The organism is Geodermatophilus sp. SYSU D00708 (assembly GCF_054050115.1).
In genome coordinates this window covers 62,909-87,776 of record NZ_JBJGYS010000019.1, presented here as the reverse complement: position 1 = coordinate 87,776, position 24,868 = coordinate 62,909, and the positions used below count along the sequence as shown (strand labels likewise).

General features: G+C 75.8%; 20 protein-coding genes. 14 read left to right on the top strand and 6 right to left on the bottom strand.

Features of this window, described 5'->3' with window-relative positions:
* Positions 1–48: 48 nt before the first annotated feature.
* Positions 49–969 (bottom strand): LysR family transcriptional regulator, encoded by a 921-nt coding sequence (locus ACI79D_RS16685; RefSeq protein WP_456919563.1) that lies wholly within the window; start codon positions 967–969, stop codon positions 49–51.
* Positions 970–1,056: 87 nt separating this feature from the next.
* Here ACI79D_RS16685 and ACI79D_RS16680 point away from each other — a divergent pair, with 87 nt between their 5' ends.
* The 8 genes from ACI79D_RS16680 (at position 1,057) to ACI79D_RS16645 (ending at position 9,433) form a co-directional block, all read left to right on the top strand.
* On the top strand, positions 1,057–2,064 hold the full coding sequence (locus ACI79D_RS16680; protein WP_456919562.1) for a cyclase family protein: 1,008 nt from the start codon (positions 1,057–1,059) through the stop codon (positions 2,062–2,064).
* A gap of 11 nt (positions 2,065–2,075) precedes the next feature.
* Positions 2,076–3,206, top strand: a complete 1,131-nt coding sequence (locus tag ACI79D_RS16675) for an FAD-dependent oxidoreductase (protein ID WP_456919561.1) — start codon at positions 2,076–2,078, stop codon at positions 3,204–3,206.
* Positions 3,207–3,295: 89 nt separating this feature from the next.
* Positions 3,296–4,234: a VOC family protein gene (locus tag ACI79D_RS16670; protein ID WP_456919560.1), complete on the top strand. Its 939-nt coding sequence runs from the start codon at positions 3,296–3,298 to the stop codon at positions 4,232–4,234.
* Positions 4,234–5,196 (top strand): fumarylacetoacetate hydrolase family protein, encoded by a 963-nt coding sequence (locus ACI79D_RS16665; protein WP_456919559.1) that lies wholly within the window; start codon positions 4,234–4,236, stop codon positions 5,194–5,196. The genes ACI79D_RS16670 and ACI79D_RS16665 overlap by 1 nt, the downstream gene beginning before the upstream one ends.
* On the top strand, positions 5,193–5,945 hold the full coding sequence (locus ACI79D_RS16660) for an SDR family NAD(P)-dependent oxidoreductase (protein WP_456919558.1): 753 nt from the start codon (positions 5,193–5,195) through the stop codon (positions 5,943–5,945). Before ACI79D_RS16665 ends, ACI79D_RS16660 begins: the two co-directional genes overlap by 4 nt.
* Before the next feature lie 22 nt (positions 5,946–5,967).
* Positions 5,968–7,134 carry an alpha/beta hydrolase family protein gene (locus ACI79D_RS16655; protein WP_456919557.1) on the top strand — a complete coding sequence of 389 codons (1,167 nt, stop codon included), beginning with the start codon at positions 5,968–5,970 and terminating at the stop codon, positions 7,132–7,134.
* Positions 7,135–7,227: 93 nt separating this feature from the next.
* Positions 7,228–7,665: a VOC family protein gene (locus ACI79D_RS16650; RefSeq protein WP_456919556.1), complete on the top strand. Its 438-nt coding sequence runs from the start codon at positions 7,228–7,230 to the stop codon at positions 7,663–7,665.
* 145 nt (positions 7,666–7,810) lie between these two features.
* The gene (locus tag ACI79D_RS16645; RefSeq protein ID WP_456919555.1) at positions 7,811–9,433 is read left to right on the top strand and encodes a peptide chain release factor 3; all 1,623 of its coding nucleotides are present in this window, start codon (positions 7,811–7,813) and stop codon (positions 9,431–9,433) included.
* A 41-nt stretch (positions 9,434–9,474) separates the two neighbouring features.
* Here the strand turns inward: ACI79D_RS16645 and pgi are convergent, their stop codons facing one another.
* Positions 9,475–11,133, bottom strand: a complete 1,659-nt coding sequence (pgi, locus tag ACI79D_RS16640; protein ID WP_456919554.1) for a glucose-6-phosphate isomerase — start codon at positions 11,131–11,133, stop codon at positions 9,475–9,477.
* 64 nt (positions 11,134–11,197) lie between these two features.
* On the bottom strand, positions 11,198–12,646 hold the full coding sequence (locus ACI79D_RS16635) for an FAD-binding oxidoreductase (protein ID WP_456919553.1): 1,449 nt from the start codon (positions 12,644–12,646) through the stop codon (positions 11,198–11,200).
* Between the two features lie 296 nt (positions 12,647–12,942).
* Here ACI79D_RS16635 and ACI79D_RS16630 point away from each other — a divergent pair, with 296 nt between their 5' ends.
* Positions 12,943–13,329, top strand: coding sequence for a DUF5655 domain-containing protein (locus ACI79D_RS16630; protein ID WP_456919552.1), 387 nt, complete (start codon positions 12,943–12,945; stop codon positions 13,327–13,329).
* Positions 13,330–13,341: 12 nt separating this feature from the next.
* Here ACI79D_RS16630 and ACI79D_RS16625 read toward each other — a convergent pair whose 3' ends face one another.
* Both ACI79D_RS16625 and ACI79D_RS16620 read right to left on the bottom strand, forming a co-directional pair.
* Positions 13,342–15,060 (bottom strand): RIO1 family regulatory kinase/ATPase domain-containing protein, encoded by a 1,719-nt coding sequence (locus ACI79D_RS16625; RefSeq protein WP_456919551.1) that lies wholly within the window; start codon positions 15,058–15,060, stop codon positions 13,342–13,344.
* A gap of 80 nt (positions 15,061–15,140) precedes the next feature.
* Complete coding sequence (locus ACI79D_RS16620; RefSeq protein ID WP_456919550.1) at positions 15,141–16,673, bottom strand: DUF4389 domain-containing protein; 1,533 nt, start codon at positions 16,671–16,673, stop codon at positions 15,141–15,143.
* Between the two features lie 182 nt (positions 16,674–16,855).
* Between ACI79D_RS16620 and ACI79D_RS16615 the strand changes: the two genes are divergently transcribed.
* A complete protein-coding gene (locus ACI79D_RS16615) occupies positions 16,856–19,267 on the top strand; it encodes a phosphatase PAP2 family protein (RefSeq protein WP_456919549.1) in 2,412 nt (803 codons plus the stop codon).
* 51 nt (positions 19,268–19,318) lie between these two features.
* Here ACI79D_RS16615 and ACI79D_RS16610 read toward each other — a convergent pair whose 3' ends face one another.
* Positions 19,319–20,317 (bottom strand): zinc-dependent alcohol dehydrogenase family protein, encoded by a 999-nt coding sequence (locus ACI79D_RS16610; RefSeq protein ID WP_456919548.1) that lies wholly within the window; start codon positions 20,315–20,317, stop codon positions 19,319–19,321.
* 174 nt (positions 20,318–20,491) lie between these two features.
* Here ACI79D_RS16610 and ACI79D_RS16605 point away from each other — a divergent pair, with 174 nt between their 5' ends.
* The 4 genes from ACI79D_RS16605 (at position 20,492) to ACI79D_RS16590 (ending at position 24,822) form a co-directional block, all read left to right on the top strand.
* Positions 20,492–21,331 carry a universal stress protein gene (locus ACI79D_RS16605; RefSeq protein WP_456919547.1) on the top strand — a complete coding sequence of 280 codons (840 nt, stop codon included), beginning with the start codon at positions 20,492–20,494 and terminating at the stop codon, positions 21,329–21,331.
* 119 nt (positions 21,332–21,450) lie between these two features.
* Positions 21,451–22,344 (top strand): universal stress protein, encoded by an 894-nt coding sequence (locus ACI79D_RS16600; protein WP_456919546.1) that lies wholly within the window; start codon positions 21,451–21,453, stop codon positions 22,342–22,344.
* Between the two features lie 222 nt (positions 22,345–22,566).
* On the top strand, positions 22,567–23,025 hold the full coding sequence (locus ACI79D_RS16595; protein WP_456919545.1) for a pyridoxamine 5'-phosphate oxidase family protein: 459 nt from the start codon (positions 22,567–22,569) through the stop codon (positions 23,023–23,025).
* Positions 23,026–23,166: 141 nt separating this feature from the next.
* Positions 23,167–24,822 (top strand): GAF domain-containing protein, encoded by a 1,656-nt coding sequence (locus tag ACI79D_RS16590; protein ID WP_456919544.1) that lies wholly within the window; start codon positions 23,167–23,169, stop codon positions 24,820–24,822.
* The last annotated feature ends 46 nt before the right edge of the window (positions 24,823–24,868 follow it).

The window sequence follows — 24,868 nt, the reverse complement described above, 5'->3', positions numbered from 1 at the left end:
TCAGGGAACGGCGAAGTCCTGATGCGCCCTATCAGCGAGGCTGATGCCTCACCCGACCGGGTCGGTCGCCTGGTGCGCCGCCCGCAGCACCAGGTCGCGGAAGAACGTGTGCTCCGGGTCGCCGTCGTACAGCGGGTGCCACCACATCGCCTCCAGCAGCGGCCCCACCTCGAACGGCGGCGCCAGCGCCCGGATGCCGGCGTCCAGCGGCAGCAACCGGACGAGTCGCTCCTGCAGCAGCGCGATCCGGCCGCTGCCGGCCACGAGCCCCGGCACGGTCAGGAAGCTCTCGGTCACCACCTGGACCCTCGGCTCGATGCCCAGCATCCGCATCTGCCGCGCGGCCGGGGTGGACGCCGTCGGCCCGTGGTACGTGGCCACCCACGGCATCGTCTGCAACTGCTCGACGGTGAGCGACTCCCCCACCTCGGCGTTGTCGGAGGAGACGACGAGCACCCACCGGTCGCGGTGCAGGTCGGCGTACGGCAGGTCCGAGAGGAAGCCGCGCGGCAGCACCATCAGGTCGGTGTTGAGCAACGTCTGGTGGGCCTGGTCGACCGCGTCCGGGGTGTTGTGCGCCAGCCGCAGCCGGGCCCCCGGCGCCTCCTCCTCCAGCAGCTGGGCCAGCGTGTCGCCCAGGACGGCGCAGCTGTAGTCGCTGATCAGCACCGAGAACTCACGGGTGGACTCAGCCGGGTCGAAGTCCGGCTGCGCGGTGAACACCCGCTCCACGCCGTCCAGGGCCAGCCGCACCCGCGGCCTGAGCTGCGCGGCCAGGGGCGTCAGCCGGTAGCTGTTGCCCACCCGCGACAGCAGCTCGTCGCCGAAGTGCCGACGCAACCGGGCCAGGGACGCCGACAGCGCGGGCTGGCTGAGCCCCAGCTGCTGTGCCGCCCGCGTGACGCTGCGCTGGCCGAGCAGCGCGTCCAGCGACACGAGCAGGTTGAGGTCGAGGTTGGCCAGGTTCACGGTCGCGCAGCCTATAGATGGCATCGATGACCGGCATCACCCTTTCGGTCTTCCCTGATACCCCGGTCGCCCGCGACCGTGGACGGCGTGACCCGCACCACCACCGACGTCCCGCCGCTGGACCCCGCCGACCCCGAGGGCGCCATCGCCGCCGCCGCCAAGCGCTGCTCCAACTGGGGCCGCTGGGGCGCCGACGACGTCCTCGGCACGCTGAACTTCCTCGACGAGGCCAAGCGGGTCGAGGGTGCCCGGCTGGTCCGTCGCGGCGTCAGCTTCTCGCTGGCGCAGCGCTTCGACACGGACGGCCCGCAGAAGGGCTGGCGGCGGCGCACCAACCCGGTGCACACCATGACCGACACCGGCGTGGACGCCGAACGCGGCAACCAGGGCTTCCCGCACGGGATCGGCGGGGCCGACGACGTCATCTTCATGCCGCTGCAGGCCTCCACCCAGTGGGACGGCCTCGGCCACATCTTCGACCACGGCATGGCCTACAACGGCCGCCGCGCCGGCGACGTCGTCACCAGCGAGGGCGACGCCGTCACCGGCATCGAGACCGTCGCCTCGCTGATCGCCGGCCGCGGGGTCCTGCTCGACGTCGGTCGCGCCCTCGGCACCGACGGCGAGCTGCCCGACGGCTTCGCCATCACCGCCGACCACCTCGAGGCGACGATCGCCGCCCAGGGTGAGAGCGCCCGGGTCGGCCGCGGCGACCTCCTGCTGGTGCGCACCGGCCGGCTCGCGCGCGCCCGCCGCGACATCGCCGAGGGCCGCGGCTGGGGCGACTACGCCGGCGGCGCCTCCCCCGGCCTGAGCTTCACCACCGCCGACTGGCTGCACGGCACCGAGATCGCCGGCGTCGCCACCGACACCTGGGGCTTCGAGGTCCGCCCCAACGAGTTCGACGTCGCCTTCCAGCCGCTGCACCAGGTCGCCATCCCGAACATGGGCCTGTTCATCGGCGAGATGTGGGACCTCGACGCGCTCGCGGCCGACTGCGCCGCCGACGGCCGGTGGGACTTCTTCCTCACCGCCGCGCCCCTGCCCGTGACCGGCGCCGTCGGCGCCCCGGTCAACCCGATCGCCGTGAAGTGAGGAGCACGCCCGTGCCCGCCGTGAACTCGGTCCTCGTGGTCGGCGCCGGCCTGGCCGGCACCGCCACCGCCATCCGCCTCGCCGAGGCCGGCGTCGCCGTGGACCTCGTGGAGATCAAGCCCGAGACCACCGCCCTCGGCTCCGGCATCACGTTGCAGGGCAACGCGCTGCGCGAGCTGCGCACCCTCGGCGTCTGGGAGCAGGTGCAGGCCGCCGGCTACGCCTTCGACGTCACCGGCATCCGCGCTCCCGACCCGGCCGGCACGGTGGTCGCCGAGATCCCGGACGCCAGGACCGGCGGCCCGGACCTGCCCGCCGCCATGGGCATGTCGCGCCCGGAGCTGGCCCGGATCCTCGTCGACCGCGCGGTCGCGGTCGGCGTCAAGGTCCGGTTCGGGACGACGCACACCGAGCTGCGCCAGGACGCGGACGGCGTCGACGTCTCCTTCGCCGACGGCTCGACCGGCCGCTACGAGCTGGTCGTCGGTGCCGACGGCGTCCGCTCCTGGACCCGCCGGGCGCTGGGCATCGACCTCGAGACGAAGTCGGTCGGCATGGGCATCTGGCGGGTCTTCGGCCCCCGGCCGGCGAGCGTCACCCGTACCGACCTGTTCTACGGCGGGCCCTCGTTCATCGCCGGCTACTGCCCCACCGGCGAGGACAGCCTCTACGCGTACATCGTCGAGCCCGCCCAGGACCGCTCTCCCCTGACGCCCGAGCAGCAGCTGGCCACGATGAAGGAGCTCTCGCAGGCCTACCACGGTCCGTGGGACGAGATCCGCGAGACGCTGACCGACCCGAGCCGGGTCAACTACACCTGGTTCGAGACCCACGTCCTCCCGGCGCCGTGGAACCGCGGCCGCGTCGTGCTCATCGGCGACGCCGCGCACACCTGCCCGCCCACCATCGCCCAGGGCGGTGCGCAGGCGCTCGAGGACGCCTACGCGCTCACCGACCTGCTGCTCACCCGCGACGCGGTCGACGACGACCTGTGGGACGCCTTCACCGCCCGCCGGTTCGACCGGGCGTGGACCGTCGTCCAGGCCTCCAACCAGGTCGCCCAGTGGCAGCTCGACCACGTCCAGGGCGACGTCCCCGGCGTGATGCGCCGCATCGCCCAGCTGACCAGCCAGCCCGCCTGAAGAAGGGACCCTCCTGCCCCCCAGCGCTCGCGAGCTCGCGCCGGGCCCCTGCGGGAGGGCCGTCATGATCGGAAGAAAGTGACATCACCATGCCCCAGCGCCTGATCACCCACCTGCGGCACGTCGACCTCGCCGTGCCCGACCTCGCCGTCCAGCGCGAGTTCTTCACCAACACCTGGGGCCTGAAGGAGGAGCACACCGACTCCGGCCTCACCTTCCTCGCCGCCGAGGGCAGCCCCGAGCAGTACGTCGTCCGGCTGCGGGAGTCCGCCGACAAGCGGATCGACCTGATCTCCTTCGGCGCGAAGGACGCCGCCGACGTCGACGCCCTCGCCGGCCGGCTGGCCGCCGACGGCGTGCAGCTGGTGGCCGAGCCCGGCACCCTGCAGACCCCCGGTGGCGGCTACGGCTTCCGGTTCTTCGACAACGAGGGCCGCACCATCGAGGTCAGCTCGGACGTCGCCGTGCGGCAGCACCGCCCGGTCGAGGCGGGCGAGTCGATCCCGGTGCGGCTGTCGCACGTGGTGGTCAACTCCGCCGACCCGGAGGGCACCGTCGCCTTCTACGACAGGCACCTGGGCTTCTCCCTGTCGGACACCCTCATGCACCCGCGGATGGGCAACATGATGTGGTTCCTGCGCACCAACGCCTGGCACCACTCGATGGCGATCGCCCGCGGCCCCCACCCGTCGCTGCACCACGCCAGCTTCGAGCTGCGCGGCATCGACGAGTACATGCGCGGCACCGGCCGGCTGCTGCGCGCCGGCGTCGAGAAGATCTGGGGCCCGGGCCGGCACATGGCCGGCAACAACACCTTCAGCTACTTCCTCGACCCGCACGGCAACACCGTCGAGTACACGACCGAGCTCGAGGTCCTCGACGAGGACACCTGGCACCCGCACGTCTACGACTTCACCCAGCCCGAGGTCTCCGACCAGTGGGGCACGGCCAACGCCATGAACGAGTTCGTCGCCGCGAAGTCGTTCAACGACCCGGACAAGGGCCTGTTCGTGGCCCCGCCGGTCTGATGCGGTTCGCCACCTGGGAGGCGGGCGGGCAGGTCCGCGCCGGCGTCGTGAGTGACGCCGGGCTGCACGAGCTCCCCGCGCGGACGACGGTGCTCGACCTCGTCCGCGCGGGGCTCCCCGCCGCGCTCGACCTCGGCGCGCTCGCCCTGGCGCGGCCGGCCGTGCCGATCGACGACGTCCGGCTGCTGCCGCCGCTGGCCGCACCGACGGTGCGCGACTTCGTCGCGTTCGAGGAGCACGTCGAGGGGATGGTCGCGCCCAGCGGTGAGACGGTCGCGCCGGAGTGGTACCAGGCGCCGACCTTCTACTTCACCAACCCGTACGCGCTCGTCGGCGCGTTCGACGACGTCGCCGTCCCGCCCGGCTCCCAGCGCTTCGACTTCGAACTCGAGGTGGCCGTCGTCGTCGGCCGGGACGGCGCGTCGCTGACGCCGGAGCAGGCCCGCGACCACGTCTTCGGCTACACGGTGCTCAACGACTGGTCGGCCCGCGACCTGCAGTTCCGGGAGATGGCGGTCAAGCTCGGCCCGGCCAAGGGCAAGGACTCCGCCACCACCCTCGGCCCGTGGCTGGTCACCGCCGACGAGCTGGAGCCCTACCGGGACGACGAGGGCTTCCTCGCCCTCGACCTGCGGGTGTCGGTCAACGGCACCGAGGTCGGCCAGGACCTGCTGTCCAACATGGGCTGGCCGTTCGAGGAGCTCATCGCCTACGCCTCGCGCGGCACCGAGGTCCGCGCCGGCGACGTGCTGGGCTCGGGCACCTGCGGCAACGGCGGGTGCCTGGCCGAGCTGTGGGGCCGCCGCGGCGAGGCCGCTCCTCCGCCGCTGCGACCGGGCGACGTCGTGGAGATGACCGTCGAGGGCATCGGCACGATCCGCAACCGCGTCGTCGAGGGCCTCGAGCTGCCCCCTGTCCGCCCCGCCCGGCCGCGGCCGCGCACCCGCAAGCGCCCGGCATGAGGCTGCGGGGCAAGGTCGTCGTCGTCACGGGCGCCGGCCAGGGGCAGGGCGCCGCCGAGGCGCGGCTGCTCGTGGCCGAGGGCGCCACGGTGGTCGGCTGCGACGTGGAGCCCGAGCCGGCCGAAGAGCTGCCGGGGGTCGAGTACCGGCAGCTCGACGTCACGGACGCCGGCGGCTGGGCCGCGCTCGCCGACGACCTGCGCGCCCGGTACGGCGTGGTCCACGGGCTGGTCGCCAACGCCGGGGTCACCTGGCGGGCGCGGCTGGCCGACCTCGACCCGGCCGACCTGGCGCGGGTCGCCGACGTCAACGTCACCGGCACCCTGCTGGGCATCCAGGCGCTCACCCCGCTGATGACCGCCGGCGGGTCGGTCGTCGCCGTCGGCTCGGTCGCCGCGCTGACCGGCCACTTCCCAGTCGCGTACACGGCGTCGAAGTGGGCGCTGCGCGGCCTGGCCAAGGCCGCGTGCCTGGAGCTCGGCCCGCACGGCATCCGGGTCAACACCGTGCACCCCGGCTACATCGAGACGCCGATGACCGCGTCGGCGGCCCCGGCGTTCCGCGCCGCCAACGTCGCCGAGACGCCCCTCGGCCGCACCGGCACCGTCGACGAGGTCGCCCCGCTGGTGGCCTTCCTGCTCAGCGACGAGTCCTCCTTCGTCACCGGTGCCGAGATCCCCGTCGACGGCGGGATGACCGCCCACGGCGGCGTGAAGAGCATCAGCGACGCCGTCCGCGCCGCCTCCTGAACCACCCGAGAGGAACCGCACCGTGTTCGAGTACTTCCCCACCGGCCCCTACACCTGGAACCTCAGCGTCGTCGCGACGCTGAACTCCGGCGGGCTGATCGACGAGGTCGACCGCGCCTGCCGGCCGATCAAGGACGCCGCGAACGCCGGGGAGGACGCCGGCACCCCGGACTTCCTCCGGGCCTGGACGGCGCTGACCGACCAGCTCGTCGGCCAGGCCGAGGAGGCCGAGAAGGCCGGCCACACCCGCACCGCCGGCCAGCTCTACTTCCGGGCGAGCAACTACCTGGCCCAGGCCGAGCGGATGCTCGCGCACTCCGACCCGAACCGGATCCCGACCTACCGGCGGCTGCTGGAGCTGGCGCAGAAGGCCTTCGAGCTGCACAGCCCCCGCGTCTCCCGCGTCGAGATCCCCTACGAGGGGACGACGCTGCCGGCCTACTTCAGCGCCGCGCCGGCCACGGACGACGGACCCGCCCCGGTGATGGTGCTGGTCAACGGGCTGGACTCCACCAAGGAGCACATGTACGCCTCCGACCACTGGGCCGAGCTCGCCGCCCGCGGCATCTCCTGCCTGATGCTCGACCAGCCCGGCACCGGCGAGGCGCTGCGGCTGCAGGGGCTGACCGCCCGCATCGACACCGAGGCCTGGGCCGGTGCGGCCGTCGACTGGCTGGAGCAGCGGCCCGACGTCGACGCCACGCGCATCGGCATCGTCGGCTGGTCCCTCGGCGGCTACTACGCCCCGCGCGCGGCCGCGTTCGAGAAGCGGTTCGCGCTCTGCGTGGCCTGGGGCGCCAACCACAACTGGGGCGCGGTGCAGCGCCGGCGCCTGGAGCGCGAGGGCGAGCGGCCGGTCCCCCACTACTGGGAGCACGTGCTGTGGGTGTGGGGACACGACGACCTGCAGCAGTTCGTCGAGTTCGCCGACGACGTCCACCTCGACGGCGTCGTCGAGAACATCACCGTGCCCTTCCTCGTCGCCCACGGCGCCAACGACCGGCAGATCCCGCTGGAGTACGCGCACCGCTCGTACGACCAGTCGGTCAACTCGCCCAAGCGCGAGCTGCGGGTGTTCACCCCCGAGGAGGGCGCGACCGAGCACATCGGGCTGGACCACCTGCCCTACGTGAGCACGTTCATCGCCGACTGGGTGGCCGACACCTTCGCCGAGCTCGGACGCGGCTGAGCCACGGGCGACGCACCCCGCCGCGCCCGCGGCGGGGTGCGTCGGTCCACCGGACGACGCCGGTCGGGTCCGCGCTCCCCTACGTTGCGGCGCATGACGATCCACCGGATGGACCACGTCGGCGTCGTGGTCGAGGACCTCCCGTCCGCCGTCGCGTTCTTCGTCGCCCTGGGCCTGGAACTGGAGGGCGAGACAGCGGTCGAGGGCGAATGGGTGGACCAGCTCGTCGGGCTGGACGGCGTCCGAGCCGACCTCGCCTTCCTGCGGACGCCGGACGGCTCCGGCCGGGTCGAGCTGTCGGTCTTCCACTCGCCGGCGGCCACCGGCGCTGCGCCGAGGGCGCCGGTGAACACCCCGGGCATCCCCCGCCTCACGTTCGTCGTCGACGCCGTCGACGACGTCCTCGCCCGCCTGCGCGCCCACGGCGCCGAGCTCGTGGGCGAGGTGGCGCAGTACGGGGACGCCTACCGGTACTGCTACGTCCGCGGCCCCGCCGGCGTCATCGTCGGGCTGGTCGAGGAGTTGCGCTGAACGACTGACCGGTCACGGCGCACCCCCGGCACTCCGGCGTGCCGTAACGTCGGAGGGAGGGGCACCCCGGAACTGCGCGCGGTCACCGCGGACCAGCGGTCCGGCGAGGGCAGCCCCGCCCCGCGCGCGTACCCAGGAGTCCTCCGTGAGCACGTCCCCTCTGGCCACCGTCGGCGCACGTCCGGCGGCCGACCCGATCGTCGAGGAGTCCGCCCGGCGGCGGACGTTCGCGGTGATCAGCCACCCCGACGCCGGCAAGTCGACGCTCACCGAGGCCCTGGCCCTGCACGCCCGGGTGATCGGCTCGGCGGGCGCGGTGCACGGCAAGGCCGGCCGGCGCGGCACGGTGTCGGACTGGATGGACATGGAGCGCGACCGCGGCATCTCCATCACGTCGGCGGCCCTCCAGTTCGCCTACCGCGACTGCGTGGTGAACCTGCTGGACACCCCCGGTCACGCCGACTTCTCCGAGGACACCTACCGGGTGCTGACCGCGGTCGACGCCGCGGTGATGCTCGTCGACGCCGCCAAGGGCCTCGAGGCGCAGACCATGAAGCTGTTCGCCGTCTGCAAGCACCGCGGCATCCCGGTGATCACCGTGGTCAACAAGTGGGACCGGCCCGGCATGGACGCCCTCGCGCTGATGGACGAGATCACCGAGCGCACCGGCCTCACCCCCACCCCGCTGACCTGGCCGGTGGGCATCGCCGGCGACTTCCGCGGCGTCCTCGACCGGCGCGACGGCACCTACCGGCACTTCACCCGCACCGCGGGCGGCGCCACCGTCGCCCCCGAGGAGGTGCTGCCCGCCGCGGCGGCGGCCGCGCGCGAGGGCGACGCCTGGCAGCAGGCCGTCGAGGAGTCCGACCTGCTCGCCGAGACCGGCGCCGAGCACGACCAGGAGCTGTTCCTGGCCGGGGCGACCACGCCGGTGCTCTTCGCCTCCGCCGTCTCCAACTTCGGCGTCGGCCAGCTGCTCGACGCCCTCGTCGACCTGGCCCCGGCGCCCGCCGCCCGACCCGACGCCGCCGGCGAGCCGTACCCGCTGGACGCCCCGTTCAGCGCCTTCGTCTTCAAGGTGCAGGCCGGGATGGACACCGGGCACCGGGACCGGCTGGCCTACATCCGGGTCTGCTCCGGCGTCTTCGAGCGGGGCATGGTCGTGACCAACGCGCGCACCGGCCGGCCGTTCGCCACCAAGTACGCCCAGCAGGTCTTCGGCCGCGACCGGGAGACCATCGAGACCGCCTACCCCGGCGACGTCGTGGGCCTGGTCAACGCCGCGGCGCTCGGCGTCGGCGACACGCTGCACGCCGGGCGCCCGGTCACCTACCCGCCGGTGACGACGTTCGCGCCTGAGCACTTCGCGGTCGCCCGGGTCGCCGACACCAGCCGCTACAAGCAGTTCCGCAAGGGCATCGAGACGCTGGCCGGTGAGGGCGTCGTCCAGGTGCTGGTCTCCGAGCGGCGCGGGGACGGCGCCCCCGTGTTCGCCGTCGTCGGGCCGATGCAGTTCGAGGTGGCCGCGCACCGGATGGAGCACGAGTTCGGCGCCCGCATCTCCCTGGAGCCGCTGCCCTACACCCTGGCACGGATCACCGACGCGGCGTCGGCCGCAGAGCTCGCCGCCAACCGCAACGCCGAGGTGCTGCAGCGCCCCGACGGGCAGCTGCTGGCGCTGTTCACCGACAAGTGGTCGCTGCGGGTGCTCGAGCAGAACAACCCGCACCTCACCCTGGTCCCGATGGTCGCCGCCGACCTGGGCTGAACCGCCGGAGGGGCAGAAATCACCATTTCTGCCCTCGACGCTCAGGCGGGGCGGCCGCGCAGCTGCCGGTAGTGCGCGACGAGGGCGACGGTCGAGGGGTCCTGGTCCAGCTCCGGGGCCTCCGCGGAGGTCAGCGCCGGTGCCAGCTCGCGGGCCATGACCTTGCCCAGCTCCACGCCCCACTGGTCGAACGAGTCGATCTGCCAGACGACGCCCTGGGTCATCACCGTGTGCTCGTAGAGGGCGACCAGCTGCCCGAGCGTGGACGGCGTCAGCTTCGGCGCGAGGATCGTGCTCGACGGCCGGTTGCCGGGCATGACCTTGTGCGGCACCAGCGCCGCCGGCGTCCCGTCGGCGGCCACCTCCTCGGCGGTCTTCCCGAACGCCAGCGCCGCGGACTGGGCGAACAGGTTGGCCATGAGCAGGTCGTGCATCTCGCCGATGTCGTGGTTGGGCTCGCCGAAGCCGATGAAGTCCACCGGCACGAGGACCGTCCCCTGGTGCAGGAGCTGGTGGAAGGCGTGCTGGCCGTTGGTGCCCGGCTCGCCCCAGTAGACCTCACCGGTCGACGTCGTCACCGGCTGCCCGTCCCAGCGGACCGACTTGCCGTTGCTCTCCATCGTCAGCTGCTGCAGGTAGGCCGGCAGCCGGGACAGGTACTGGCTGTAGGGCAGGACGGCGTGGGTCTGGGCGCCGAAGAAGTCCGTGTACCAGACGTTGAGCAACCCCTGGAGCACCGGCAGGTTCTGCTCGAAGGGGGCGGTCCGGAAGTGCTCGTCGATGGTGGCGAACCCGGCGAGCATCTCGTCGTAGGCCTCCGGACCGATCGCCACCATGAGCGACAGGCCGATCGCCGAGGTGTAGGAGTACCGGCCGCCCACCCAGTCCCAGAACTCGAACATGTTCTCGGGGTCGATGCCGAACTCGCGCACCGCCTCGGTGTTGGTCGACACCGCGACGAAGTGCTTGGCGACGGCGGACTCGTCGCCGCCGAGGCCGGCCAGCAGCCAGTCGCGGGCCACCTTGGCGTTGGTCAGCGTCTCCAGCGTGGTGAACGTCTTGGAGCAGACGACGAACAGCGTCTCGGCCGGGTCGAGGTCGCGGCTGGCCTCGGCGAAGTCGGTCGGGTCGATGTTGGAGACGAACCGCGCGGTCAGGTCGCGGTCGCTGTAGGCCCGCAGCGCCGTGTAGGCCATGGCCGGGCCCAGGTCGGAGCCGCCGATGCCGATGTTGACCACGGCCCGGATGCGCCGTCCGGTGGCGCCGACCCACTCCCCCGACCGGACCCGCTCGGCGAAGGCCCGCATCCTCGCCAGCACCGCGTGCACGTCGCCGGTCACGTCCTGCCCGTCGACCTCCAGGGCGCGGTCGGCCGGCGCGCGCAGCGCCACGTGCAGGACGGCGCGGTCCTCGGTCGGGTTGACGTGCGCGCCGCGGAACATCGCGTCGATCCGCTCCCGCAGCCCCGCCCGCTCGGCGACCGCGACCAGCAGCCGCATCGTCTCGTCGGTGACCCGGTGCTTGGACCAGTCCAGGTACAGGTCACCGGCGCGCGCGGCCAGCCGCCGTCCGCGGTCGGGGTCCTCGGCGAACAGGTCGCGCAGGGTGCGGCCGGCGAGCGTGCGGTGGTGCTCGGCCACCGCCGCCCACTCCGGCGTCGCCGTGATGTCCACCGTGGTGTCGGTGCCTGTGCTGGTCATGGTGCCTCCGGGCGGTCGCGGTCCCCTCAGCCTGGTAGGCCGGGCACCAGCAGCACAAACGCGGTCAGGTCGCCGGCGTCGTCACGTCCTGTCCCGCCGGCTCACGCGGCGCGGGGACGCCGGCCGTCGGGGGGACGTTGGCGTTGTGCCGGAAGACGTTGTCGGGGTCCCACACGGCCTTGAGCGCGGCCAGGCGGCGATACTTCTCCTCCCCGTAGGTCGCCCGCACCCGCTGCTCGTTGACCTCGCCGAGGAAGTTGACGTAGGCCCCGTCGCCCTGGGCGAACGGCCGCAGCGCCTGCCAGGAGTCGCGGGCCCACTCCCGCTCGGCGGTGAGGGTCACGGCGTCCGGCCCCTGCGCCGCGAAGGTCAGCGACCACCGCGTCGACCGGTTGCCGCCGAAGGCGGTGGCGTCGTCCGGGATCTCCGCGTACCGGCCGCCCAGCGGGAAGACCGGCATGAACGACAGCGGGGAGGTCTTGCGCCCCACGCGGTCGATCATGATGTCGATCGCCTCGTCGGGCAGCTCGTCGAGGTTGAGACCCTTCTCGTAGGCGTGCACGCCCCAGGCCGTGCTCTCGTCGAGGAGCTGCTGCAGGGCCGTGTACGGGATCGGGGTCACCAGCTCGGTCAGCGGGCGCAGGTCGCGCAGCGGCGCGATCGCGGCCGCGTGCGCCTCGGGGCTGCCCCAGTCGGCGACCAGCACGGCCAGCGCCGTCCGCCCGTGGTACCGCTCCGGGATCCCCGGCGCCGGGGGCACCGACAGCCCGGCCACCAGGGCGCCCATGTCCGCGGGGAGCTGCTCGAAGTAGCCGCGGAGAGCACGCAGCGGCTCGCCGGCGTCCTCGATCGCCCAGAAGAACATGCCGAGGTCCGCCATGGGGTCGACCGGGTGGAGGGCGAACTCGAACTCGGTGACGATCCCGAAGTTCGTCCCCGCGCCGCGCAGGCCCCAGAACAGCTCGGCGTCCTGCTCCTCGGACGCGGTCACCACCCGTCCGTCGGCGGTCACCAGCGTGGCTCGGACCAGGTTGTCGCAGGACAGCCCCTGCCGCCGGGTCAGCCACCCCATGCCGCCGCCGAGGGTCAGCCCCGCGACGCCGGTGTGGCTGACGGTGCCCCCGACGACCGCGAGCTCGTGCACCGCGGTGGCGGCGTCGACCGGTGCCCACGTCGCACCCCCGCCCACCGTGGCCCGCCGGGCGTCCGGGTCGATGCGGACCCCGTCGAGCCGGGACAGGTCGATCATGACCGCGCCGTCCTCGACGGCGTTGCCCGCGACCCCGTGCCCGCCGCCGCGCACGGTGAGGTCCAGTTCGCTCTGCCGGGCGGCGGTGACGGCGACGGCGACCTCCTCGGTCGTCCGCGGCCGGGCGATCAGTGCCGGCTGACGGGTGATGTCGCCGTTCCAGACGGCGGCGGCGCGGGCCGCGGCGAACCCCGCGTCGTCGGGGCGCACCACCTCACCGCCGAAGGCGTCCAGGAAGCGGGTGGTCGCTGCGTCTATCGACATGTCGGCTCCTCGGGCCGGGAAAGCGCGCTCCCCGGGGACCCGGCTGGGAGCGAGGGCATGGTGGCCTCCCCCGGCGCCGTCGTGGAACCGGACGGTCCCCGCTGCGCCCGGGGGGCGGCGCGTGGTGACTCCGGGGTCGCCGCGGGTGCCCGCCCGGTCAGCTGCGGCCGCCGGGTCCGAAGTCCCTCCGCCGAGCGCCTTCCGACCGCGTCCGGCGTGGGTCGGAGGGACGATCGTCTGCGCTGCAGGGGGACCGCACCGGGACGGAGGTCCGCAGTGGGACGGGACCGCGGAACGTGACGCCGAAGCAGCGGGCCGCGGGGACCGGGACGCCCGAGGAGTTCTTCGCCGGCTCCCCGCTGGGCCTGGCGGTGTACGAGCGGGTCGCCGCGACGGTGGACGCCGCCGGCGCGGCCGAGGTGCGGGTGACCACCAGCCAGGTGGGTTTCCGCCGCCGGCGCGGGTTCGCCTGGCTGTGGCGGCCGGACCGGTACCTGCGCCCGTCCCCGGCGGCGGTCGTGCTCACCGTCGCGCTCGGCCGGCAGGACGGGTCCCCGCGGTGGAAGGAGGTCGTCCACCCCACGGGGGACCACTGGGTGCACCACCTGGAGGTGCGCGACCCGGCCGAGGTGGACGACGAGGTCGCCGGCTGGCTGCGGGAGGCCGCCGACCGCGCCGGGTGAGGCGACCCGAGCTCAGAGCAGCCCGCCGGCGCGGAGGTTGAGCGCGAGCAGCACCACCGCCAGCACCGCTCCCCCGGCGGTGGCCAGCGTCAGCAGCACCCGGCGCGGACTCCAGCGCTGCACCCGGATGCGCGGGGCGGGCGGCAGCAGCGAGCGGAACTCCTCGAGCAGGTCGCCGTCCGCCTCGTCCAGCCGCCGGGCCAGCTGGGTGGGCACGGTGAGCGAGCCCGTGGCGGCGAAGGCCTCGGCCAGCTCGTCGCGGTCGAAGAACGCCAGGGCGCGCTCGAGCACCCGCGGCACGCCCGCGACCAGCGCGAGGGTCAGCAGCACGTTGGCCAGGTCGGCCGCCTGCCGCCAGCGCGTCGGCCGCAGCTCGCCGAACGAGACGTCGACGAGGACCACCCGGTCGCCCTGCACGAGCACGTTCGACGGCTTGAGGTCCCGGTGGGCCACGCCGGCGGCCCAGAGCCGGCGGACCTGGCGGAGGGCGTCGTCGACCACCGCGTCGGGCACCCCCGACTCGAGGACCTCCACGGCGTCCGGGACGAGCTCGGTCACCAGCAGGTACTCCCGGCCGGGCTGCACCTCGACCACGCCCACCGGCTCGGGCACCTGCACGCCGCCGTCGCGCATCAGCCGGAGCATGTAGTCCTCGTGCTGGACCAGCTGGCGCACCGTGGCGAACGGCGCCTCGTCCTCCAGCCGGCCGTACCGGAGCACCCGGGCCAGCTTGTACCAGCGGTCCGAGCGCAGGTGGGGCGTCGCGCAGAGCTTGCCGAACAGGTGCTCCGGAGGGCCGGCCACCAGCCGCAGCCGGCAGGGCGTGGAGCCCGCCGAGCCGTCCAGCCGGTACGGCTCGATCGCGGCGACCTCGATGCCGAGCTGGTCCCGGACGGCCTGCAGCACCCGCGCGCTGCGGTCGTCGTCGAGCTCCAGGTGGGCCTTGTCCGCCCGGCGCAGGGTGACCGGGAAGCGGTCCTCGGGTGCCAGCAGGCCGAACAGCAGCCCGGCGGCGCCGCACCCGAGCACGGCGCCGACCACCGCGTTGGACGCCGTGTCGACCCCCAGCGCCACGCGCACCGCCGCCAGCCCGCCGACGACGAGCACCACCACCGCCCAGCCGCAGCGGCGCAGCCGGCCGGACGGGGTCAGCACCAGCAGGTCGGCGGTGGCCACGGTGGACAGCACGATCACCGGCCACGCGGTGAGGCTCAGCTCCCCCGGCGAGCCGGTGACCCCCTCGCGGAGCAGCCGGTGCAGGTCGGACTCGCCGGTGGCCAGCTGCGCGGCCGCCGCGACCGCGCTGATGCTCCCGGCGTAGACCAGCAGGTGCCGCCAGCGCGCCGTCCACACGAGGACCGCGACGACGGGCACCCACAGCACCGGGTAGCCGAGCAGCACGCCCACCCGGCCGAGGTCGGCGGCCCAGGCCGGCGGCGCGCCAGCAGGCGCGAGCAGGTCGTGCACCCCCCGGTCCAGGGCCGGCAGCCCGCCGGGCCGCCCGCTCCACAGCACCAGCAGGGCGACCGCACCGGCGAACGCCGCGCCGTACGCCCACACCGACCGCGACACCACCCTCGGGACGTCGCGCTCGCGCCCCGACGGGCGGCGGGAGCCGCTCCCGGCCGGCCACACCGGACGCCGGGCCCGCACCGCCGGGACCCGCGCGTGCCGCACCGCCGGAGCGGCTGCCCCGGACAGTTCCCCGACCGGCGTCCCGTCGGCGGTCACGCGCGCATCATGCGCCCGCCCCCGGCCGAGCGGCGCGCATCGCCGCGCCTACGGGACCGTGCGGGACCACCGGCGGCCGGTCAGCGCTCGCTCCCCGGCGCGGGGGTGCCGGCCGGGCTGCCGGGAGCCGGCTCGGGCCGCGGGGCCGGCATCGCCGGGGCCGGACCGGGCGGCGGACCGGTCGGGGCCGGCACACCGCCGGGCGGCACACCCCCGGGGGGCACGGCCTGCGCCCGCTGCACGGCCACCGCCACCAGCAGGACACCGGCCACCAGGAACAGCCCGCCGAGCACCAGCAGGCCGGCCCACAGCCAGGGCAGCGCCGGTGCGGTGATCCCGGCGCGCGCCGCGACGTCCACACCGGCGCTGCCGTCGGCCCGCAGCACCACGACGGTCCAGGCGCCGTCGGACGGCGTCCAGGTCAGGGTCTGCGTCCCGGGGCCCTGCGCCTGCGCGGTCCAGATGTCGAGGTCGCCCGGGGGCTGCGCCGGCGGACCGCCGCGCACCTCCACGCCCGGGTCGCCGCCCTGGGGACCGACCTCGGCGACCACGCGCCGGCCGACGCCGTCGAGGTACCGGGCGACGTCCCTGCTGGGCGCCACGCCGAGGAACAGCTCGGTCGACGGGTCCTCGGCGGTGACCTGGAGCCGGGCGTCGCCGAGCACGTCGTCGACCAGCCACTCCTCACCGGCGGTGTCCAGGGTGATCGCGGTGGTGGCCAGCGCGTACTGCTCGGTGCTGAGGTCCTCGGTCGGCGTCCAGACGTAGCCGCCCTCGCGCTGCGTCGCGTCGGCCCAGGCCAGCCCACCGCCCCCGGCGAGCAGGCCGGTCGAGGCCAGCAGCAGCACCGCGCCGGCGACGACCACGACCACCCGGCCGGCCGACCACCCGGCAGCACGCCCCGACGGTGCGGCCGGCGCCGGCGGCGGGGCGCCGGGCGCCGACGCGGGGTCGGTGCCGCCCGTGTCGAGGCGGAACGGCGGGTAGCGGTCGGTCATCAGCGCGACGTAGGCGGCGACCCGCAGCACCCAGCGGTCCATGCCGAGGACGAAGTCGTAGACCGGCTCCGGGTAGCGGCCGGTGAACAGCAGGACGACGCCCGCGACGAGCACGAGCAGGCCGACCAGCCCGCCGGCGGCCCACCAGGAGTCGTCCGGCCCCTGCCGGCCGGCCAGCCAGGTGCCGCCGCCGGCGAACAGCGCCACGACCAGCAGGTGCGGGATGGCCAGCAGCCAGGACTTCACCAGCACCAGGCCCCGGGAGAGCCGCTCGGGGTACGGGACGTCCAGGCGCGCCGGGTAGTCCGGCACGTCGGCGAGGGTGAACGGCGGGTACCGGTCGGTGCCGAGGGCCGCGTAGCCGTAGTAGTGCACCCGCCAGCTCCAGCGCAGCACGCCGACGTCGAAGTCGAACAGCGGCCGCGGGTAGCGGCCGGTGACCAGGATGGCGAACCAGGCGACGACGGTGAGGACGACGAAGGCGATCCAGAGGAACGCCAGCACGATCGCGTGCGGGACGAGCAGGAGCCACTTGACCAGCCACAGCCAGCGCGAGAGCGGCGACTCCAGGGCCGCGTCGACCCGCACCGGGTAGAGGTCGTGCTGTTCGGTCACGGCGTCGGTCCTCCGCGCTCGCCCGCCCGGCCTCCGCGGTCGCGCCGGCCGCCGGCGGGGTCCCTCCAGCGTCGGGGGGCCGCGGTCGGCCGGACACCGCCCTCGGTCGGTGTCCGGCGGGACGGAGTGCTCGGGCCGGAAGACCCTGAGCGGGCCGGGCGCGGACGGTGTGGACTCCCCGCATGACCTCGCGCGTCGCCGCGCCCGCCGGCCGGGAGCTCCCGGCTCCGCGGCCGGGCCCGGGTCGCCGGCCGGTGCAACGGCACCCGGTCGACCTGGTGCGCGCCGGGCTGGGGCTCGCCGTCCTGGGGCTGGGCCTCCTCGTCGCCCAGCGGGGCGTGCTGCCGGTGCTCGAGCGGGACGTGTTCCGCCTCGTCAACGACCTGCCCGCGGCGGTCTTCCCGGTCGTCTGGGCGGTCATGCAGCTGGGCAACGTGGTGGCGGTGCCGGTGCTCGCCGGCCTGGCCGCCCTGACCCGGCGGTTCCGCCTGGCGCGGGACCTGCTGGTCTCCGGCGGCCTGGCCTACCTCGCCGCCGACCTGGTCAAGAACCTGGTGCAGCGGGAGCGGCCGGGTGGCTTCGAGCTCGAGGTCAACTTGCCCGAGGGGCCGGTGGGCGGACTCGGCTTCGTCTCCGGGCACTCCGCGGTGGCCGCGGCGCTGGCCACCGCCGTCGTGCCGTACGTGTCCCGGCGGGGACGGCGGTGGGCGTGGGCCCTGGCCTGGACGGTGGCCCTGGCCCGGGTGTACGTCGGCGCGCACCTGCCGCTGGACGTCGTCTGCGGCCTCGCGCTGGGCTGGGCGATCGGCTCTCTGGTCCACTGGGCGTTCGGCGTGCCGCGGCGGGAGGTGGGGACCGCACCGGTCGGGCGGCTGCTGGAGCGCTACGGCCTGCCCGTCCGCGAGCTGCGGCCGGCGGCGGTGCGGGCGCGCAGCTCGCACCCGTTCGAGGCCGTCGACGAGCGCGGCGGCCGGCTCTACGTCAAGTTCCTGGAACCGGACCGCTTCGAGCGCGACTGGCTCTACCGGCTGTGGCGGCTGCTGGCGGTGCGCGACGTCAAGGACGCCGACGCCGTCGCACCGCTGGGGCAGCAGGCCGAGCACGAGGCGGTGGCGGCGATGACCGCGCGGGGTCGCGGCGTCCGCGTCCCGCTCGTGCTGCTCGCCCGGGGCAGCGAGCGCGGCGCGCTCGTCGTGCAGGAGTTCGTGCCGGGGCGCGGGCTCGACGAGCTGCCGGCCGACGAGCTGACCCCCGCGCTGCTCACCCGCGTGTGGCACCAGGTCGCGCTGCTGCGGGAGGCCCGGGTGGCCCACCACGACCTGGTGGCCGCCAGCGTCCTCGTCGACGCCGCCGGGCGGGTGTGGGTGGTCGACTTCGGCAACGCCCTCACCGGTGCCGACGACGACGCGATGGCCGGGGACGTCGCCGAGCTGATGGCCTCCCTCGCGCTGCGCACCGACCCGGCGCTGGTCGTGGACACCGCCGTCGCGGTCCTCGGCGGCGACGTCGTGGCGACCGCGCTGCCCGGGCTGGCGCCGCTGAGCCTGTCGTCGGCGACCCGCGCCGAGGTCCGGGCGGACCGCCCCCGGCTGGACGCGCTGCGCACCGCCGTCCGCCGCCGGCTGGACCTGCCCGACCCGGACCGGCCGGAGTTCGGGCCGCCCGGCGCCGCCGCGCGCCTGGCCGTCGCCGCCGGGTGCGTGCTGGTCCTCGTCGGGGTGCCGCTGCTCGCCGGCGCACCCGGGCTGGTCGACGCGGTGGAGGACGACGGGTGGCGCTGGCTGGGCGCCGCGGTGGCGCTGGCGGTGCTCGCCCGGGCCGGGCACGCGACCGCGGCGCTGCTGACCGTCGAGCGCCGGCTGGCCCTCGGGCGGACCTACGGCGCGTCGATGGGCGCCGAGGGGGCGTCGCTGCTGCACGGCGGTGAGGGGTGGCGCCGGTCGGCGGCGCGCTTCCTGGAGCGGGCCGGCGTGCTGCCCGACGCGGCCCGGCGGGCGGTCGCCCGGTTCGTCACGGGCGAGGTCGTCGCGGCGGTCCTGGTCGCCGCGGGCACCCTCGCGCTGGCGCTGCAGGAAGGCCGCCTGGGCAGCTGGCGCACCCCGGCGGCGCTGGTGCCCGCCGTCGCGCTGGGCCTGGGTGCCTGGGCGCTGGTGATGGCCGGCCAGTGGCTGGCCCGCCGGAACGACACCGGGCCGCACGTGCGCCGGCAGGTCGTGCGCACCCTCGGCCGGGGCCCGGGCCGGGACGGCGCCGGGTGGCCGTGGCACCGCGGCGCGCAGGTGGGCTGGTCGGTCGTCGGCGTCGCCCTCGAGGCGGCCGCGCTGGCCGCCGCGATGCACGCCGTCGGGGCGTCGGTGCCGGTGCTGGCCACCGCCACCGCCTACGCCGGCCTGCACCTGCTGTGGGCGCTGCTGCCCGCCGCCGGCGCCCCCGGCGCCGCGGAGGTCACCCTGCTGCTGGCGCTCACCGCCCTCGGCGCGCCGCTGGCCGACGCCTGCGCGGCCGCGCTGGCCTTCCGCCTGCTCGTCTTCTGGATCCCGGCCGTCCTGGGGACGCTGCTGTCGGCCCGCTTCGAGCACCGCTTCGGCGCCTGACGGCTCCCGGCGGAGTGCGAGGGGCGCGGGAACCGCGCCGTGGCACTCCGCTCAGCGGTGCAGGACCGCCGCGCCGCCGAACCGGCCGTGCGCGAGGTCGGCCAGCGCCCGCGGGGCGTCGTCCATCGGGTAGGCCACCGTCGTCGCCCGGACGCCGAGCCGCGCCGCGAGGGTCAGGAACTCCTCGCCGTCGCGGCGGGTGTTGGCCGTGACGCTGCGCAGCCGGCGCTCGCCGAACAGCTCGGCGGCGTAGTCCAGCCGCGGGACGTCGGAGAGCCAGATGCCGGCGACGGCGAGGGTGGCGCCACGGTCGAGGGCCCGCAGCGCCACGGGCACGAGGTCGCCGGCCGGGGCGAAGAGGATCGCGCCGTCCAGCGGCTCGGGCGGGGCGTCGCGGGCGTCGCCCACCGAGTCCGCGCCGAGCTCGCGGGCCAGGGCGCGGTTGTGCTCGCCGCGGGTGAGCACGTGCACCCGCAGCCCCTGGGCCAGGGCCACCTGGGCGGTGAGGTGCGCGCTGCCGCCGAAGCCGTAGACGCCCAGCCGGCCGCCGGGCGGGACCTCGGCCAGCCGCAGCGCGCGGTAGCCGATGATCCCGGCGCACAGCAGCGGCGCGGCGTGCTCGTCGTCGACGCCGTCGGGCAGCCGGTGGGCGAAGCGCTCGTCGACCAGGCAGGCGTCTGCGTAGCCGCCGTCGACGTCCCAGCCGGTGAAGACCGGTGCCGTGCAGAGGTTCTCCCGGCCGTGCCGGCACCAGCGGCAAGTGCCGTCGGTGCGGCCCAGCCAGGCCACCCCCACCCGGTCGCCGAGGGCGAACCGGCTGGTCCCGGGACCGAGCGCGGCCACCCGGCCCACCACCTCGTGGCCGGGCACGACCGCGGGCCGGTGCGGCGGGAGGTCGCCCTCGGCGACGTGCAGGTCGGTGCGGCAGACGCCGCAGCAGACCACGTCGACGCGCACCTGGCCGGCCCCCGGTTCCGGGAGCGGGCGCTCCACGCGGACCAGCGGTCCCTCGTCGATCGGCGCGGGCTGCTCCACCACCCAGGCGTGCACGGCCGTCCCCTCGAGCGTCCGGGCCGGTCGACCGGCGTCCCGTCGGATCGTGTCGGCGGCCGGCGCCGGCAGGGAGGGACGTTGGTCGGTGGCGCCCGGGACGCCCGGCCCGGGTCTTCCGACCCCGCTCCGGTCGATGCTGAGAGGCGCACCCGCAGACCGAGGGAGCTCCCCATGTCCTCGTCCGCCCGCCGGTTCCGCCCCGTCGTCGTCGGAGTCGACGGGTCCGACGCCACCACCGCAGCCGCCCGGACCGCGGCGACCGAGGCCGCCCGGCGGCTGCTGCCGGTGCGCATCGTGCAGGCCGTCCCGTCGCGGACGGCCGTCCCCGCCGGGCCCGAGCTGGAGCGGGCCCGCGCCGCGGCGGTCGAGGCGCTGCCCGCCGGCTCGGTCACCGTCGTCGTCCGCGACGGGCCGCCCGACCTGGTGCTGGCCGACGAGTCCCGGCAGGCGGAGCTCGTCGTGGTCCGGGGGACGGCGGGCCGGCTCGACCCCGGGACGGGGGCGCTGCTGCGGCGCGCGGCCTGCCCGGTGCTCGTCGACCGCCCGCGACCGGCGGCCGGCTCCGGGGTCGTGGTCGGGGTGGAGGGCGGACCGGGCACCGCCGACCTGCTGGACGCCGCGGTGACCGCCGCCGCCCTGCGCAGCACCGGCCTGCACGTGCTGCACACCTGGACCCGCCGCCGGGAGGTGCCCGGCGGGGCCGAGGACCGCCACCGGGACGCGGTGGACGCCGCCGAGCGGGACCTCGTCGAGCAGTACGTCGCCCCGCGCCGGGAGGGCCACCCCGGCGTCCCGGTCACGGTGGAGGTGCGGCACGGCGACCCCGCGGACGCCCTGCTGATGGCGTCCCGGACGGCCGACCTGCTGGTGGTGGGGCGCGCGCCGAACTCGCCGGCCACCCTGGCCGTGGCGCTGGCCGGCGCGGCCGCCTGCCCGGTCCTGGTCGTCCCGGTGCCCCGGCCGCTGGTCCCGTCCCAGCGGCAGCCCGGCCGGACGGCGGCGGTGCGCTGAGGGACCTGCGGCGGGCACCCGCAGGGACGGAGGTCCCCGGGCCCTGCGCCGCGTGACCCTGGGGGGCCTCCCCCGGCCCGCCCTAGCGTCGGCGGAGTCCGCGCCAGCGAGGAGGAGCCGTGACCTACTCAGGGACCCGACCGGTCGTCGTCGGCGTCGACGGCTCCGCCGCTGCCGCCCGGGCGGCGGACTTCGCGCGGGACGAGGCGCGGCTGCGGGAGGCGCCGCTGCTCCTCGTCTCCGCGGTGGCCTGGCCGCGGGGCGGCATCGCCGCACGCCCCGCGCAGGACGTCGACCTCCCCGGCCTGCTGCAGAGCAGCGCCGAGGCGGTGCTGCGGGCCGCGGCCGCGCAGGCGGAGGAGGCGCTGGGCGCCGGCCGGGTCTCCTGGTCGGTGGCCGACAGGGGGCCGGCGGAGGCGCTGCGGGAGGCCGGGGCGGGAGCCGCCCTCGTCGTCGTCGGCAGCCGGGGCGTCGGCGGGGTCGCCGGCCTGCTGGTCGGGTCCACCGCGAACGCGCTGGCCCTGGACGCCCCGTGCCCGGTGGCGGTCGTCCCCGACGAGACCGCGGCCGTCGTCCGCGGCCGGCGGTCGGTGGTCGCCGGCGTGGAGGGCCGGGCCGGTGACGAGGACGTGCTGGCGTTCGCCTTCGCCGAGGCCGCCGCGCGCGGCACCGACCTCGTCGCGGTGCACGCCTGGCAGGACGTCGACCTGGACACGGCCCTGCAGTCGGTCGCCCCGCTGATCGACTGGGCCGGCGTGCTCGCCGACGAGCAGCGGCTGCTCGCCGAGGCCCTGGGCGGCTGGCCGGACAAGTTCCCCGACGTCGCGGTGCGCGAGGTCGTCGTGCGCGACCGCACCGCCCGCGCCCTGGTGGCCGCCGGGCTCACCGCCGAGCTGCTGGTGGTCGGCCACCGGCGCCGCCGTCTGGCGCGGCTGGGCTCGACCACCCACGGCGTGCTGCACCGCGCCGCCTGTCCGGTCGCCGTCGTCCCCCTGGCGGACGACGCCCGGTGAGCGGTGCCCGGGTGTTGGCCGCCCGCCCGCCACCTGCCCGCGCCGGCCGGGTCGCGTCCCGGCCGGTGCCGTGCGACGGTCGTGCAGGACGGTCGACCGTCGGTCTCAGGACCTCCGTCCCTGCGCACCGCCATCGGCCTCCGCGGACAGTGAGGCCGAGCCGTTGACCAGGTGCGGCCCCCCAACCCCGGGTGTGCCGCCCACGGCTGCGAGAGGACCCCCGTGCCGACCACGGACCAGGACCGCGTCGTCGAGGTGCTGGCCGAGCAGGAGTGCCGCGCCCTCATCGGCACCGTCCGGATCGGCCGGCTGGCGTTCAGCCTCGACGCGCTGCCGACCATCCAGCCGGTCCCCTTCCACGTGTACGACGGCCGCGTGGTCATCTCCGCCCGGGACGGCAGCCCGCTGCTGTTGGGGACCCGGGGCGCGGTCGTCGCGTTCGAGGCGGACTGCCTCGACGAGCACAGCCGGACCGGCTGGGCGGTCACCGTGGTGGGCCCCTCCCGGGCAGTCACCGACCCGGCGGAGGTCGCCGCCCTCGACGGGTTGCCCTGGGCCGGCCCGGGGCCGTGGCCGGACCGGCGCTACGTCACCGTCGCGATGGACCTGGTGCGCGGCTGGCGCGCCGTTCCGCTGCCGGCGGGGCGGGTCTCCCCCTCCGCCATCCCCTACCCCGCCTGATCGGCGCGATCCGCAGGAATCCGGTTCCCTTCGCATTCCGGACGTGGAAGTCTCGGTTGTGCGAAGAGGGGGTCGCACATGTCGCCTGCGCCGTCCGAGCCGGGGAGGCACCCAGAGGCCACGGAGTCCCCGCTGGCCGGCATGCGCCTGACCGAACTGCTGCAGGAGGTGCAGGACCGGCTGACCGCCGTCGCGCGCAGCCAGGCCCGGGTGCAGCACCTGCTCGACGCCTTCCTCAACGTCTCCACCGGGCTGGACCTGGAGACGACGCTGCACCGGCTGGTCGACGTCGCCGCCGACCTCGTCGACGCCCGCTACGGCGCGCTGGGCGTGCTGGCGCCCGACGGAGGGCTGGCCGCGTTCATCACCGTGGGCATCGACGACGAGCTGGCCGCCCGGATGGGCGCCCTGCCCGAGGGAAAGGGCGTGCTGGGCCAGCTCATCACCGATCCGCGGCCGCTGCGGATCCCGGACCTCCGGCGGCACCCGGCGTCGGTCGGGTTCCCCCAGCACCACCCGGCGATGCGGTCCTTCCTGGGCGTGCCCGTGCTGGTCCGGGGCGAGGCGTTCGGCAACCTGTACATGACCGAGAAGCGGCAGGGGGTGTTCACCGCCGAGGACGAGGCGGTGCTCACCGCGCTGGCCGGCGCCGCCGGAATCGCGATCGACAACGCCCGCCTGTACGAGGAGGGCGAGGCCCGCCGGCGGTGGACGACGGCAGTGTCCGACGTCCGTGCCTGCCTGCTCAGCGCCTCCACCCCGGACGACGCCCTGACGCTGATCGCCGCGCGGGTGGCCGAGCTGACCGGGGCCGACACGGCGTGGCTGTTGACGGGGCCGGATGCCTCGGACGGCTGCCACGTCGTCCGGGCGCGGGCCGGGGAGGGCGGCGCGGACGGCGTCGACGCCCGGGTGTCCGCCTGCGACCACCCGGTGCTGGCGGCGATCGTGGCGGCGGAGTCGGTGGTCACGCTGGACGCGACGGAGCCGGGGCCGCCGGGGCGGGTGCTCGGGCCGGCCGGGGGGCCGTGCATCGGCGTGCGGCTGCCCGGGGCCAGCGCGCAGGACGTCGTCGTCCTCGCCGCCCGCCGTCCCGGGGCGCCTCCCTTCCCGGCGGACCTGCCGCCGCTGCTGGCCTCCTTCGCCGACCAGATCGCCGCGGCGCTGGACATGGCCGCCCGGCAGCGGCTGGCCCGCCGGCTGGACGTCTACGCCGACCGCGACCGCATCGCCCAGGACCTGCACGACCACGTCATCCAGCGGGTGTTCGCCGCCGGGCTGACCCTGCAGTCGGTGCTGCCGCGGGTCCCCGACCCGGAGGCCCAGCGACGCATCGGGCAGGTGGTCCACCAGCTCGACGAGACCGTGCGCGACATCCGGACGACGATCTTCGACCTGCACGCCACCGACGCCGACCCGTCCACGAGCCTGCGCCGCCGGGTCCTCGACATCGTCACCGAGACCGCCGGCCGGGACCTGCGCCCGATCGTGCGGATGTCCGGCGCGGTCGACAGCCTGGTCACCGGTCAGCTCGCCGCCGACGTCGAGGCGGTCGCCCGGGAGGCGGTGAGCAACGCCGCGCGGCACTCCGGCGCCGGGCACGTGACCGTCACCGTCGACGTGGGCGACGAGGTCGTGCTCGAGGTCGTCGACGACGGCCGCGGCATCGAGCCGCACGCCGCGCGCAGCGGGCTGCGCAACCTCGAGGCGCGCGCCCGGGCCCGCGGGGGCGGGTTCAGCGTGGGGTCGCTGCCCGACGGCGGCACCCGGGTGCGCTGGTGGGCGCCGACCCGCTGAGGTCGGTGCCGAGGCCGGCGCCGAAGCCGGGGCTGAGGCCGGTGCC

Coding starts and splice junctions, on each gene's coding strand:
- ACI79D_RS16670 (WP_456919560.1), top strand. CDS start 3,296: ATGCCCCAGCGCCTGATCACCCACCTGCGGCACGTCGACCTCGCCGTG.
- ACI79D_RS16665 (WP_456919559.1), top strand. CDS start 4,234: ATGCGGTTCGCCACCTGGGAGGCGGGCGGGCAGGTCCGCGCCGGCGTC.
- ACI79D_RS16660 (WP_456919558.1), top strand. CDS start 5,193: ATGAGGCTGCGGGGCAAGGTCGTCGTCGTCACGGGCGCCGGCCAGGGG.
- ACI79D_RS16650 (WP_456919556.1), top strand. CDS start 7,228: ATGACGATCCACCGGATGGACCACGTCGGCGTCGTGGTCGAGGACCTC.
- pgi (WP_456919554.1), bottom strand. CDS start 11,133: ATGACCAGCACAGGCACCGACACCACGGTGGACATCACGGCGACGCCG.
- ACI79D_RS16635 (WP_456919553.1), bottom strand. CDS start 12,646: ATGTCGATAGACGCAGCGACCACCCGCTTCCTGGACGCCTTCGGCGGT.
- ACI79D_RS16615 (WP_456919549.1), top strand. CDS start 16,856: ATGACCTCGCGCGTCGCCGCGCCCGCCGGCCGGGAGCTCCCGGCTCCG.
- ACI79D_RS16605 (WP_456919547.1), top strand. CDS start 20,492: ATGTCCTCGTCCGCCCGCCGGTTCCGCCCCGTCGTCGTCGGAGTCGAC.
- ACI79D_RS16590 (WP_456919544.1), top strand. CDS start 23,167: ATGCGCCTGACCGAACTGCTGCAGGAGGTGCAGGACCGGCTGACCGCC.